Raw genomic sequence first — 13,812 nt, 5'->3', positions numbered from 1 at the left:
CCTTAGAGAACGGGTGCGACGAAGCGGTGCCGGTGCAGCATGCGCTTGTCGCGGGGGTCGGGATTGGGAACGGCGGAAATCAGGCTCCTGGTATAGGCCTCCTGCGGCGCGGTGCAGATCTGCTCGGCCTCGCCGAGTTCGACGATCTTGCCGCGATGCATGACGGCGACGCGGTCGCAGAAATAGCGCACCACTGAAATGTCGTGCGAGATGAAGATGAAGCTGAGGTTCAGCCGCTGGCGGATATCCAGCAGCAGGTCGAGGATCTGGCTGCGGATCGAGACGTCGAGCGCCGAGGTCGCCTCGTCGGCGATGATGATGCGCGGATCGAGCGCCAGCGCACGGGCAATGCCGATGCGCTGCCGCTGGCCACCGGAAAAGGCATGCGGATAACGTTCCATGCCCATCGGATCGAGACCGACGAGACGCATCAGTTCGGCGACGCGCTCTTCGAGCGCCTTGCCCTTGGCAAGGCCGTTGATGATCAGCGGGTCGCCGATCACTTCCTTGACCGTCATGCGCGGGTTGAGCGAGGCAAACGGATCCTGGAAGACGAGGCGGACTTCCCGGTGGAAACTGCGCAGCTCCTTCTTGGTCAGGCTGGTGACATCCACCTCGCTGCCATCCTTGTTGCGGTAGACGACGCTGCCCGTCGTCGGCTCGACGGTGCGCAGGATCAGCCGTCCGAGCGTCGTCTTGCCCGAGCCGCTTTCGCCGACGATGCCGAGGTTTTCGCCGGGATAGAGATCGAAATTGGCGTCATCGACCGCCCGCAGCGAATTGGTTTTTCCGTGCCAACCGAACGTCTTGCCGAGATTGCGGACCGAAAGGATCGGCTGCTGCGGCTGCGCTGAGGCGGCCACCGCCGGCACCCTGCCTTCGACATGGCGGGTGAGCTTCACCGTCGAGGCGAGAAGCTGGCGCGTGTAGGGGTGCTGGGCGTCATGGTAGATCGCATCGACCGGACCACGCTCGACGATACGGCCGAAGCGCATGACGGCGACATCATCGGCGACCTCGGCGACGATGCCCATGTCGTGGGTGATCAGCAGCATCGCCATGCCGCGCTCCACCTGCAGGCGCTTGATCAGGTCGAGGATTTCGGCCTGGGTGGTGACGTCGAGCGCCGTGGTGGGCTCGTCGGCGATCAGGATATCGGGATTGCCGGCAAGCGCCATGGCGATCATCGCCCGCTGACGCATGCCGCCGGAAAATTCGAACGTGTAGCGGTCGGCCATCTGGTCGGGATTTGGAATTTCCACCTGGCGCAGCAGTTCGACCGTTTTCGCCCGCGCGGTGCGCTTGTCGAGATCGCTGTGCAGGCGAACGGCCTCGATGATCTGCGAGCCGATCGTGTGGACCGGCGACAGTGAGCTCATCGGTTCCTGGAAGATCAGGCCGATCCTGCGTCCGCGGATGGCGCGCATGGCCTGGCCATCCGGATCGTGCCTGGCGATATCGGTGACCGCGCCACCGTTGCGCAAAAGGATGCGCCCGCCGACGATGCTGCCGGGCCGATCGACGATCTGCAGCAGCGAACGGGCGGTGACGCTCTTGCCCGAGCCGCTCTCGCCGACGAGGCAGAGCGTCTGGCCGCGCTTCAGCTCGAAACTGACATTCTCGACGGCATGCAGGATATGGGTCCGCAACCGGAAATCGATCGAGAGGTTTTCGACGGAGAGGACGACGTCTTCGGCAGGATCGGTCATGTTTTCCTCCTCAATTGTCATAGGGGTCGGCGGCATCGCGAAGGCCGTCGCCGAAGAAATTGAAGGACAGCACGGCGACGATCACCGCAAGCGAAGGCCAGATCAGCAGCCATGGGGCGGTTGCCACCGTGCGGATGTTCTGGGCGTCCTGAAGCAACACGCCCCAGCTGACGACGGGTGGTTTCAGGCCGATGCCGAGGAAGGACAGCGAGGTTTCGGCAACGATCATGGTCGGCACGGCAAGCGTCACGACGGCGAGAATATGGCTCGTCAGCGACGGCAGGATATGGCGGAAGATCAGCCGCTTTTCGCTCGATCCGTCGAGCATGGCGGCGGTCACGAAATCCTCGCTTCGCAGGGCCAGGAAACGGCCGCGCACCTCGCGCGCAAGACTGGTCCAGCCGAGCAGCGAGACGATGATGGTGATGACGAAATAGACGTTGACCGGCGACCATGTCAGCGGGATCGCCGCCGCAAGGCCAAGCCAGAGCGGGATGGTCGGCATGGCGCTGACCACCTCGATCATGCGCTGGATCACCGTATCGACCCAGCCGCCGTAAAAACCCGATATCGAGCCGAGCACGACGCCGAGGACGAGCGACATGACGACGCCGACGAGGCCGATCGACATGGAAATCCGCGTGCCGTAGACCAGCCGCGAGAAGACGTCGCGGCCGAGGCGGTCGGCGCCGAGCAGATACATCGGGTCGTTCGGATTGAGCGGGCCGATCAGGTGGCGGTCCATCGGGATCAGGCCCCAGAGTTCGTAGCGGGCGCCTTTGACGAACAGGCCGACCGGCACCACCTTGCTGTCGTCGACGACGAAGGTGCGCCGCAGCGCCACCTTTTCGATCTCCACCTTGTAGCCCTTCACATGGAAGTTGAACTCGGAACTGCCGTCCGGCTTGGTGACGAAGAAGCTCAAGCCCTGCGGTGGCGCGTAGGTATATTGCGGCCGCGAGGTCGAAGGCAGGCTGGGCGCCAGGAATTCGGCAAACAGGCCGATCAGATAGAGGATCAGGATGACCGCACCCGCGAACATCGCCACCTTCTGCCGGACCAGCTTGCCGGCGATCAGCCTCCAGGGTCCGACGGTTGCGGTCGAAACGCTCTTTCCGGCTTTGAGCGGACTGATCGAGGGGCCGTCTGCGACGGTGTGAACGGGGCCGGAATAGGTTCCGAATGTCTCGTGCGTGCTCATGCGGCCTCCCTCAATTGAACCGGATGCGCGGATCGAGCAGCGCGAGCAGCAGATCCGAAAGCAGCATGCCGACAAGGGTGAGGGCACTCAAAAGCAGGATGAAACTGCCGGCGAGATACATGTCCTGCGATACCAGCGCCCGAAACAGCAGCGGGCCGGCGGTCGGCAGGTTAAGCACGATGGCGGTGATCGTCACGCCGGACACCAGATGCGGCAGCACCCAGCCGATTGCCGAGACGAACGGGTTGAGGGCGATGCGCACCGGATATTTGAGAATGACCTTGTATTCCGGCAGGCCCTTGGCGCGGGCGGTGATCACATAGGGTTTGTGCAGTTCGTCGGTCAGGTTGGCGCGCAGGACGCGGATCAGCGCAGCCGTTCCCGAGGCCCCGATGATGATGATCGGGATCCACAGATGGGCGAGGAAATCGCCGACCTTGGCAAGGCTCCAGGGAGCCTCGGCATATTCGGGAGAGTTGAGACCGCCGACGCTCTGGCCGAGATAGCGGTAGGCGAAATACATCAGCACCAGCGCCAGGATGAAGTTCGGCACGGCAAGCCCGATGAAGCCGAAGAAGGTGAAGACGTGGTCACCGATCGAATGGCGACGGACGGCGGAGTAAATGCCGATCGGCAGCGCGACGATCCACACGAACAGCAGGCTTAAGAGCGAGATGACCAGCGTCGAGCCCATCCGGCCCCAAATCAGGCCGGAGACGGGCTGGTTCCATTCGAACGAATGACCGAAGTCGCCGCGGCTGACGATGCCCCAGATCCATTTGAGATACTGGATATAGAAGGGATCGTCGAAGCCGTAGATTTCCTTCAGCCGCTCGATCTGGGCCGGATCGACCGCCTGGCCGCTGTCGCTCATCGTGGCGATCATCGATGTCAGGTAGTCACCCGGCGGCAGCTGGATGATCAGGAACGATATCAGCGACATGCCGAACAGGGTCGGGATCATGTAGAGCACGCGCTTGAAGATATAGCCAAGCATCGGAATAGTTCTCCTCCCGTTGAAGACGCCGTTGCGGCGCCACCTTCGGATCTCCATCCGCTTCCGGCCCTCCAGGCCGAAAGCCTTCCTCCATTTCAGTTTCCCACCTTATTTCCAGGTGAGATGCAGCACCTCCAGCCGCTCTATGCCCGGCACGTCCACTTCCGCGCGTCCATCCTTCACGCTGAAGCTTGCTGCCCTGTCCGCAACGACGAGCCAGGCCTTCGCAACCGATTTGCCGCTCGGAACTTCCACCGAAACGGTCTGGGCCGCCAGCGGATAATTTTCGCGGATCGGCCCTTTCATCATCATCGGGTTGGTGAGGTTGAAGAGGCTGAGCGCGATACCCTCGGTGTTTTCCCTGAGCGCGAGGTCGATGACGCCCGGGCCTTCGACGGTGACGCGAGGGGTCTTGCCGAGCGCCCAGTGGACGGCGTTGGACAGCAGGCGGGCGTGATCGACGGCAAAGACTTCCCAGAAAATTTCGCCGATATTCCAGGGAATATAGACAGTGCGGCCACCCCTGCCGGTTTCGCGGGCGATGACGGCCGCCCCTTCCGGGTCTTTACGCGGATAGACTTCCTCCATCGGAAGATCCGGGAAATCGGGAACGTAGAGGACGGGCGTTTCAGCGCCCGCAGCCGGTTCGACATGGATCAGCCTTGTGCCGCCCATGATCCGCTCGGCACCATCAAAACCCCTGTTGACCGGGTGGTCACCGGACAGCGCCACATAGGTGTTCTTGACGATGCCGCGCGGGCCGGAGACGAATTTTGCGCCGAGCACGTCCGACAGGCCGAATTCGGGCCGCGTCTTGCCGAATTCGTCACGGAGCGAGGTCTCGTAGGAGGCGACGACACTGCCGCCGCGCGCAACATAGGCGCGGATGGCCTCGTTCTGCGCATCCGAAAGGCAGGAGGCGTTGGCGAGGATGATGACCTTGAAGCGATCGAGATTGTCCTTGGTCAGCACCTGATCGGACAGAAGCTCGAAGGGCAGGCGTGCCTCGACCAGGGCGTGGTAGACGCCGAGATCGTGTTTCTCCGCGGCGTGGCGTTCTTCCGGGGCCCAGTGGCGCAAGGTGGTCGACGGGTCGATCACGGCGATTTCCGCCGTCGGCCTCATGCTTTCGAGGACCGGCTCGACGGCCGACTGAAGCACGAAAGCCTCGGCGACCGGCTCCACCCAGCGTTTGTCGGGCACCACGCCGTTGAACTTCGTGAACCAGGCGAAAAGCCCGTGGGCCGTGCCGTTGTTGATCCACAGCTGCATCTCCTCGCCCGAGGTCACCGCATCCTTCCAGCGGTATTCCTCCTCCGGGCCGATCGAGGTGATCAGCACCACGGGGCGATCGGCAAAGGTGGCACGGATGCGCTTGCCGTTGCGCCCCGCCGACCAGCCGAGTTCCAGCCCCTTGCGGCCCTGGTGGTCGACAACGAGGAAGGGGCAATGTTTGGTGATGACGGAGAGATCGAACTCCATCAGCGACGCGCCGCTCATATTGGGGATGAAGCTCGCATGCGGTCGCATGGCTTTCACCGCGTCGTCCCACTGGGCGATCACGTCGGTCAACACGCGGCGGCGCCATTGCAGCCAGGCCTGCCAGGCCGGGTCCTCGGCATCCGCCTTCTTCGGCAGGGCGAAGCCGGACATGTCCTTGAAGCGGCGGGCGCTGTCTTCGCTGTAATCGACGCCATGGCCCTGCCAGCGATTGGCGAAGATCGCGTCGATATCGTATTTGCGGACGATCTCCTTCACCACTTCCGGCATGAACACCGAATTGTAGTCGCCATAGGCATTTGTCACCCAGACATCCGGATAGGCCCAGTGGCGGCGCGGCGTGCCGTCGGCATTGAGCATCACCCATTCCGGATGCGCCTTGGCCGCATCGTCATGGATGGCATGCGGATCGACGCGGGCCATGACATGCATGTCGAGCTTGCGGGCGGCATCGACGAGAGCGCCGAAAATGTCCTTGTCGCCCAGATATTGGCTGACGTAGTGATAGGGAACCTTGCTTGGATAGTAGGCGATGTAACCGCCGGCACTCAGGCATAGGGCGTTGGATTTCGTGCGCTTGAAGACGTCGATCCAGAAGGCGGGGTCGTATTTTTCCGGGTCATCCTCCACGAAGGTCAGCTGAGTCCAGCGCGTCGCGGTCCTGTACCAGTCGGGAGTTCGCAAGGTGTCGGTGTTCTGTCGTCTCGCCTCGAGCATGATAGGTATCCAGTTATCGGAAAAAGGGGCTCCGTGGCGCCGGCCAGCTTGCGCCGGCGCCTGGAAAACATCGGAATGGGCGAGGCCTTCAGACCTTGTAGAACTGCTCCGGCATGGTCGGGGCAGGGGTCGGCCAGCCGAACGAATTCGGCATGGTCTTGGTGATGTTCTTCATGTTGTTCTTGACGATGCCGTAGCCGTCCGGCGGCTGCGAAATGCCAAAGACATAGAAGTTGTCGGCGGCCCCCTGCAGGATCTGTTTCATGATCTCGCGCTGGCCCGCCTGATCCGATGTCGCCTTCAGCTTGTCGTAGAGGGCGAGCAGCTTCTTGGTCTCTTCCGGCGGCTCCTCGGCATTGGCGTTCTTGGGATCGAGATACCAGAGCTGCCAGGCCGGCGCATACATCGCGTTGCTGTCGGTGGGCACGTAGTAGCGCGGATCGAGCATCGCCGCGACGCCGCCATTGGCGCCGAACTGATGCGCTGTCGCGTCGAAGTCGCGGCCCTGGCGAACGCGCGTTTCCCAAAGAGAGCGGTCCATGGTGCGCATCTGCGCATCGATGCCGACCGCCTGGAACATCGGGATTGCCAGCTGGAAGAGATCCAGGAAGATCGGGCGGGCCTGGTCGATCTCGAAGATGATCGTCAGCCGCCGACCCTTCTCGTCGAGACGGAAATTCTGGCTGTCGCGCTTCGGGACCAGCTCGTCGAGCATCGCATTCGCCTTGTCGACGCTGTACTCGGTGAACTGCCTGGCGAGCACCTCGTTATAGAGCGGATCACCTTCCTTGATCGACGGCTGGGCGGGCGCGCCCTGGCCGACCAGCACCGCGTCGATCAGCGTCTGACGGTCGAGTGCGGTTGAAAGAGCTGCGCGAAACGTCTTGTTTCGGAAGAGCTTTCGCTTCGTCTCGTCATTGTGGTTCAGGTTGAAGATGAAGTTCATGACGTTGGCCTCGGTCGAGGTCAGCGTGTAGAAATCATAGTCGCCCTGCTTGCGGGCGTCATAGAGAACCGACTTGTTGTTCGGCGTTGCGATATACTGGTCCATCAGGTCGATTTCGCCCTGCATGCATTTCAAGAGCAGCACCTGCGGATCGGCGACCATCTGGTAGACGATGCGGTCCATATAGGGAAGCTGGTTGCCCTCGGTATCGACCTTCCAATAATAAGGGTTGCGTTCGGCCACCACCCGCTCGGTATTCTCGCCCGGTGCGATCGTGAAATACCACGCGTTGAGGCAGGGCTTCTTCGAGGAATTGAGGAAGAAGGCGTTGTCGTCCTGGAAGCCGGAGGCCGACTGGAACGCGGCGATCCAGCTCTGGAAACCGCGGCTCTTGGCAAGCTCGTCTGCCTTTGGATTGTAGTCGATGTGGAACTGCTCGAGATAATGCTTGGGGCAGCGGGTCGTGTGATCCCAGTTGGACCAGGCGACCTGCAGCGGGAACATACCGTTAGGCTTCTCGAAGATCACCTTGAAAGTCTGTTCGTCGACCACTTCCAGCTTGGCGGGCTTGCCGGCGGTTTTCCAGTGGCCCTGGCTGGTGACGGCGACGCGCTTGTCGGTCAGCACGGTGTCGTACCAGAACTTGACGTCGGCGGTGGTGTAGGGATGTCCATCGGACCACTTCATGCCCTTGCGCAGGCGGATGGTGTAGACGGTGGAATCCGCGTTACCTTCGAAGGCTTCCGCGACATTGAGCGTCACCCCCGACCAATCGGGGGTATAACGCAGGAGAGGTTCATAGGCCTGGTATCGGAACAGCATCGAGAGGGAACCGCCGCCGACCAGCGCCAGCTTCCAATCGCCTCCGTATTTTCCAACGCTTTCAAGGGGTTTTATCACAAGGGGGTTGGCGGGCAGTCGATCCTTGACGGGAGGCAGGGCGCCGCTCGCGACCTTGTCCTTCAAGAGGCCTGCCTCCTTGTAGTCGAGGGCTAAAGCCGGCAGGGCCGGCAAAATCAAAACGGCCGAGGTCCCGGCCAGAAACGCACGACGTTTCAGCTTGATCATGAGTGTCTCCTCCACACGCAGTCCCCGCCGTTACCTATTATTTCCCTTGGGCGTGGATAACGAAAAGTTTGCATTAGAATACTGTTAGGTAAAGTGTTATGTAGCGTTGTTTGGCAAAATTGCGTTTTGCGGTGCAGCAGGTCGCCAGGCGGCAGTTGCAGAGGGGGTTGGAATGAAAGACAGGGGGCGGGTCACGTTGCAGACCATCGCGCGCGAGGTCGGCCTTTCGAAATATGCGGTGTCCAGATCGTTGTCCGGCAAGAGCGGGGTCAGCGAGGAGACCCGCGAGCGAATACGCGAAACCGCCGAGCGGCTCGGATACAGTAAACCCGCCAATCGGGCTACGTCCGGCGATATCGCGGTGGTGTTTCATGACCTCGATCCGGTCAATAGCGAGCTACACATGCAGATCCAGAACGGTGTGCAGGCCGAGGCGCACAGGCTCGGCATGGGGCTTCGGCTGTTATGGACCCACAGCCAAGGGCAGCTTGAAGAATTGGCGCATACTTGTGCGGGCCTGCTTCTGGTCGGACCGCACGACCGCGAGGCGATCCGCGCCGCGATGGCGACCGGCACTCCGATTATCCGCTTCGGCTGGGTCGATCCGCTCGAAGATGCCGATCAGGTCTCCGGCACAGACCACGAGGCAGGGCAGGCCGTGATCCAATACCTGATAGACCTCGGCCATCGTTCCATCGCCTATGTCTATGGAGTCCCTGGTTATCGCGGCCGACGCGAGCGCTTCTACGGAGCACGCGAAATTGCAGAGCGTCACCCGGATGTTGCCCTGCATGTGCTGCAGTTCGAAGAGGAAAACGGCTTTGCCGAAGCCTATCGGGAGCTCAAGGACAAGGGCGATCGGCCGACCGCCTTCTTCTGCGCGCATGATGGTTTGGCGCTCACCGTTGTTTCCGAACTCCTGGGCCAGGGTTATCGCATTCCCGATGATGTCTCGGTGGTCGGTTTCGGCGATTTTTCGCCGGCAAAGCAGATCTCGCCGGCTTTGACGACGGTGCGGATGGAAGGCCAGGAATGTGGAGCCGTCGGCCTGCGGCTGCTGCTCGAGCGGATCGAAAACCCGCGCCAGCCGGGGACGCCGGCGCGCAGGATCCATGTGGCGTCGCGGATCGTCGAGCGCCGCTCCACCGGCCCATGCAAGGACCCCGCGCATTCGGGCGAACGCACGGTAGTCCGACAGGAACCGCGGATAGTGCCCGTCTGATGGTTCCCGCGCTTCGGGCAGATCAGGTGCCTGATGGCGAATGGTCGTCGATGGACCTATTTGAGGCTCTTCATATCCACCATGTCCATGTCGGTGAAGGACTGGTTGTCTCCGGCCATGCTCCAGATGAAGGCGTAGGCCCCGGTGCCGGCGCCGCAATGGATGGACCAGGGCGGCGAGAGCACGGCCTGTTCATTGCGAATGATGAGGTGGCTGGTCGCCGCCGGACGCCCCATCAGGTGGACGACGAAGGCATTCTCCGGCAGTTCGAAATAGAGATAGGCTTCCATCCGCCGGTCATGCAGATGCGCCGGCATGGTATTCCAGACGCTACCGGGTTCCAGCCGGGTCAGCCCCATCAGCAGCTGGCAGGTCGGAAGCACTTTCGGATGCAGATATTGGTAGAGCTTGCGCTTGTTCGACGTGGCATTGTCGCCGAGATTGTTCTCGATCGCATCCGTGCTGCTGACGATCCGCGAGGGTAAGGTGGCGTGCGCCGGCGCACTGTTGATATAAAATTTCGCGGGCGCCGACGGATCGTCGCTCTCGAAGAAGATCTCCTTCGTTCCCATGCCGAGATAGAGCCCGTCCATTGGCAGGAGCTCGTAAGCCTTGCCGTCGGCGATGACGCGGCCCGGTCCGCCAATATTGATGAGGCCCAGTTCGCGGCGCTCCAGCAGATAGTCCGCGCCGACCAGTCTGGCTAATTCGCTGCCGACACCGAGGCTTGCCTGCGTGGGTGCCACCCCTGCCACCAGCATGCGGTCGTAATGGGTATAGACGGCCTGCAGCGTTCCCGCGACAAAGAGATCCTCAATCACGAAATTTTCGCGTAGGTCCGCGCTCGTCATGCGCTCCGACTGGCTGTAGTGAACGGCATGGCGCGTCCGGACATCGATCGTCATGGTCTGTTTTCTCCTGTTTCTCGGCGCGAGCGCGCTGGGTAGTGTCTCAGTTTGACTTCGGCCTTCGACCCGGACGGGAAGTTTGGTCTATCCGGCTTGGCGTCCCATGCAGACGCGGCACACCGCTTCGATCCGGGCCTAAACCATGTGTGCGTTATGCCCGACTCGCCCGAACGCTCAGCCACCGATCATTGGGGCTTCCGACGCAATGACGTAGCTCGCTGACAATCCAGCCAGCGTCTGTCAGCGTCGATCGCAGGGCAGGCTCGCGCCAGTACGTTTCGACGTAGCGCCGAGGCGCTACAGCGCTGCCGTGCGTGGACACATCGTCGCCATCGCCCTCTCTAACCGAGGCGTGCAGTCGGCCACCAGTCCGGGTCGCCTTGGCAAGCCGTCCAAGCACCACGCGCAAATCTTCGCGCGCGACGTGGATCAGGCAGGCACAGGCCCAGATCCCGTCATACGGCGTGCCAGGACGCTGCGGGTCGGCCAGGTCTTCCGTCAGCGGGTCCAGCAGGTCAGCTTCGAACCCACTCTTGCGAAGCAATTCCACAAAACCCTTCGAAATGTCGGTGCGCCGGACGCTAATCCCCCGCTTCTCAAGCTCAAGTGCATCTCGCCCGCCCCCGCTTCCGATCTCCAGCACCCTCCCCGAACCACCCAGCTCGGTCACGAAGGCATCGATCTCGGTCGCGACCCATTTGGGCATCGCTGCGGCTTCGGCAGCGTACTCCGCCGCGACCGAATCATAGGACCGTACAGTGTCCCTGTCGGTGCCCATTTTAGCGCGCCTCCCTCAAGACAAAGCCTCCAATGAGCGGGAGGCCTACCTCTCAACCATAACAGAAGTTCGGTCTGAGACACTAGCGAGCGCTGCTATCGCTTGACGGCGGCGCTGAGCTCGACCTGATCCCCCAGCCGCGCAGACTGGGACATCATCGATTGTCTGTCCAGCAGCGTTTCCGCATAGGCCATCATCAGAGGTCCGACGCCCTTGATGTCGTCGGGGCGGATTTCCTCGGAGAGATAATAGCCGACGGAGCCGTCGCGATAGCGGCCGTTGAAGCCTCCAAGGCCTGCAACGCAACAGATGTTGTGAAGCCTCAGCCGTCCATCCGCATCCCGCCGTAGCTCCTGTCCGGTCAGCGATTGCAGGCTCGCTCGACCGGCCTCGGAAACGCCGGGGGGGCCGCCGAGCCGCGCGAGTTTCTGAACGAAGTAGGAGAACATCGCGGTGGCTGAGCTTTCGGGATAGTTCTGCGCCTCGTCCGGCCGGTCGATCACCTGCAGCCAACGGTGATCCGCGGTGCGAAGAGCGATGATCCGGGATGCCAGCGCCGCCGCGCGGTCGCTCAGCTCCCGTCTGGATGTGCCGGCGGGCAGGTTCTCGATGATGTCGACGAAGGCCATCGCCAGCCAGCCGATCGATCTTGCCCAATGGGCCGGGGAAAGGCCGCTTTCCGCATCCGCCCAAGCCTGTTGCCGGGCCTCGTCGTAACCGTGGCGATAAAGATCCGCCTGCCGGTCATAGGTGAGGTCGAGCGCCGTCGTGAACTGCCGGAGCGCTTCCTCGACGGCCTGGGGTTTTGAGACCGCTTGCGCGTATTCCACCTTGAAGGGGAGCGCCATATAAAGCCCGTCCAGCCAGATCTGATGCGGGTAACGCAGCTTGTGCCAATAGACGTCGCTGCCGGTGCGCGGATGCGTTTCGAGCTGCCGCGCAAGCGGTGCGGCGGCATCAAGCCAGCGGCTCTCGCCCGTCAGCCGATGGAGAAAGACGAGCGCACGGCCGGGCAGGATGTTGTCGATGTTGAATTCGTTGATCTCGTAGCCGACAAGCCGACCCTGCGCGTCGATCTGACCACTGACCAGCCGGATGAGATGATCCAGCCATGGGCGCTCGCCGGTCGCTTCATAGAGCGCGATCAGGCCGCGATAGAGGCAGCCGTCCTCGTAACACCAGGCCCCGCCTTTGTAATATTCATAATCGCGTGCGTAATTCTCGAAGTAGTCCTGAAGCATTGGATTTCAGTCTTGAGCTGGATGGATGGAAACCGGAGAAAGCCGTGCTAAGCGGCTGAAAACGGCGTTTTCCGCAACGATACCGGCATGCCGGAGCGGCAGGAGTAGAGAGGCCATTTCCGGCACTTCGGCCTCGGCATCCGGCGCGAAGGAAACGGTGTAGTTCTCGAAGACAATGTCGCGGATCGCCGCTTCCGGCAGGCCGTAGAAGACGGCGGCAGCCGTTCGCGCGCCGGTAACCGTAACGTTCTCGACGGAGATCGAGCTAATGCTCGGCGTTTCCAGGGAGACCGGCAGCGGCGACCGGGACTGGACGTAATCGGACCGGCCGTCGGCATCGCAGAAATAGAAGGAATTGACGGCGACCGGGGTTGCGACATCCTCCATCAGGCTGTCGGCCAGGCGGATGTCGGCGACCGTGCCGCCGCGTCCCCGGCGTGTCTTGATGCGCAGCCCCCGGTCCGTTCCCTTGAAATGGCAGTTTCGGATGGTGATGTCGCTGATGCCGGCGCTCATCTCGCTGCCGATGACCACGGCACCATGGCCGCGCTCCATCAGGCAGTTCTCGATCCGCACATGCTCGGTCGGGCGGTCGGGTCCACCCTGAAGGCTGCGTTTGCCGGCCTTGAGCGCTATGCAATCGTCGCCGACCGAGATATGCAGGCCGACAAGGCGGATATCGGAACTGCTTTCGGGGTTGAAACCATCGGTATTCGGAGAGTCCGGATCGTTCTCTATCGTGAGATCCGCTGCAATGAGCCGTTTGCAGAAAACCGGATGGACTGTCCAGGACGGCGAGTTGCGGATGGTGAGGCCGGAAAGCGTCACATCCTCGCAAGCCGAGAGAAAAATGGTGCGGGGGCGCCTGGCGCCCTGGCGTGTTTCCTTCGGCCATGACCACCAGTCGCCGCGATCTCCGCCGCCGTCGATGGTGCCGGTGCCGGCAAGATGCACGTCCCGGCAGTCGATCGCATTGATCAGGCTGGCGTAACAGGCCTCCGCCACGCCTTCCCAGGTGCCAAGAATGCGGCCATCCGCATGGCGCGCCGGCAGGATGGGAAAATCGTGCCTGTTGGCGATTGCCGCGAGCTCCGCGCCGTCTTCGAGCAGCAAGGTCATGTCGCTCTTGAGGAAGACCGGACCGCTCAGCCAGCGCCCCGCCGGAATTCTCAGCGTGCCTCCCGGAGCGAGCACCGCGATGGCCCGTTGGATCGCTTGGGCGTTGTCCTGTGCGTCCGTCGAAGCGCCGAAGTCGCGGATGTCGAGCACGGCAGTTTCCTGCCGTGTGATAAATTCGAGCCGGGCACCAGCTGCATGGAAAAAGTAGGTTGTGCCCGGTTCAAGAGAAGCGACCGTGAAGACGACAGTCCGTGTCGTCCCCTCGGCGACCAACGCGCCATCGATCTCCCGAACCTGCCAGGCAAGCGTGTCATCGCGCATGTGGAGATGCCTTTCGGCATCGACGCTGAAGGTCGCGCTGCGGGGACCGGCAATCAGGAGTTCGATGGCGACGTCCGTCACGTCC

10 protein-coding genes are annotated in these 13,812 nt (G+C 62.2%); 1 reads left to right on the top strand and 9 read right to left on the bottom strand.

Features of this window, described 5'->3' with window-relative positions; all coding sequences use genetic code 11:
* Nucleotides 1-2 precede the first annotated feature (2 nt).
* The 5 genes from ACZ9EJ_RS29470 to ACZ9EJ_RS29450 form a co-directional block, all read right to left on the bottom strand.
* On the bottom strand, nucleotides 3-1,709 hold the full coding sequence (locus ACZ9EJ_RS29470) for an ABC transporter ATP-binding protein (protein ID WP_046634220.1): 1,707 nt from the start codon (nucleotides 1,707-1,709) through the stop codon (nucleotides 3-5).
* Nucleotides 1,710-1,719: 10 nt separating this feature from the next.
* Nucleotides 1,720-2,910 carry an ABC transporter permease gene (locus ACZ9EJ_RS29465; protein ID WP_046634222.1) on the bottom strand — a complete coding sequence of 397 codons (1,191 nt, stop codon included), beginning with the start codon at nucleotides 2,908-2,910 and terminating at the stop codon, nucleotides 1,720-1,722.
* A gap of 10 nt (nucleotides 2,911-2,920) precedes the next feature.
* Nucleotides 2,921-3,907, bottom strand: a complete 987-nt coding sequence (locus tag ACZ9EJ_RS29460) for an ABC transporter permease (protein ID WP_037083921.1) — start codon at nucleotides 3,905-3,907, stop codon at nucleotides 2,921-2,923.
* Between the two features lie 108 nt (nucleotides 3,908-4,015).
* Complete coding sequence (locus ACZ9EJ_RS29455; protein ID WP_046634225.1) at nucleotides 4,016-6,124, bottom strand: alpha-amylase family protein; 2,109 nt, start codon at nucleotides 6,122-6,124, stop codon at nucleotides 4,016-4,018.
* A gap of 88 nt (nucleotides 6,125-6,212) precedes the next feature.
* Entirely contained in the window at nucleotides 6,213-8,138 is a 1,926-nt protein-coding gene (locus ACZ9EJ_RS29450) for an ABC transporter substrate-binding protein (protein WP_046634226.1), read from the bottom strand.
* Between the two features lie 172 nt (nucleotides 8,139-8,310).
* Here ACZ9EJ_RS29450 and ACZ9EJ_RS29445 point away from each other — a divergent pair, with 172 nt between their 5' ends.
* Entirely contained in the window at nucleotides 8,311-9,360 is a 1,050-nt protein-coding gene (locus tag ACZ9EJ_RS29445) for a LacI family DNA-binding transcriptional regulator (protein ID WP_046634230.1), read from the top strand.
* A gap of 56 nt (nucleotides 9,361-9,416) precedes the next feature.
* Here the strand turns inward: ACZ9EJ_RS29445 and kduI are convergent, their stop codons facing one another.
* The 4 genes from kduI to pglA form a co-directional block, all read right to left on the bottom strand.
* On the bottom strand, nucleotides 9,417-10,265 hold the full coding sequence (gene kduI, locus ACZ9EJ_RS29440) for a 5-dehydro-4-deoxy-D-glucuronate isomerase (RefSeq protein ID WP_046634233.1): 849 nt from the start codon (nucleotides 10,263-10,265) through the stop codon (nucleotides 9,417-9,419).
* 154 nt (nucleotides 10,266-10,419) lie between these two features.
* Nucleotides 10,420-11,046 (bottom strand): class I SAM-dependent methyltransferase, encoded by a 627-nt coding sequence (locus ACZ9EJ_RS29435; RefSeq protein WP_046641271.1) that lies wholly within the window; start codon nucleotides 11,044-11,046, stop codon nucleotides 10,420-10,422.
* A gap of 95 nt (nucleotides 11,047-11,141) precedes the next feature.
* Nucleotides 11,142-12,287: a glycoside hydrolase family 88/105 protein gene (locus ACZ9EJ_RS29430; protein WP_046641270.1), complete on the bottom strand. Its 1,146-nt coding sequence runs from the start codon at nucleotides 12,285-12,287 to the stop codon at nucleotides 11,142-11,144.
* 6 nt (nucleotides 12,288-12,293) lie between these two features.
* On the bottom strand, nucleotides 12,294-13,808 hold the full coding sequence (gene pglA, locus ACZ9EJ_RS29425; protein WP_046641269.1) for a polygalacturonase PglA: 1,515 nt from the start codon (nucleotides 13,806-13,808) through the stop codon (nucleotides 12,294-12,296).
* Nucleotides 13,809-13,812 lie beyond the last annotated feature (4 nt).

This window comes from Neorhizobium sp. USDA 3394 (genome assembly GCF_056280385.1).
The sequence above is the reverse complement of the archived record's forward strand: the minus strand, read 5'-3'. Positions and strand labels throughout refer to the sequence as shown.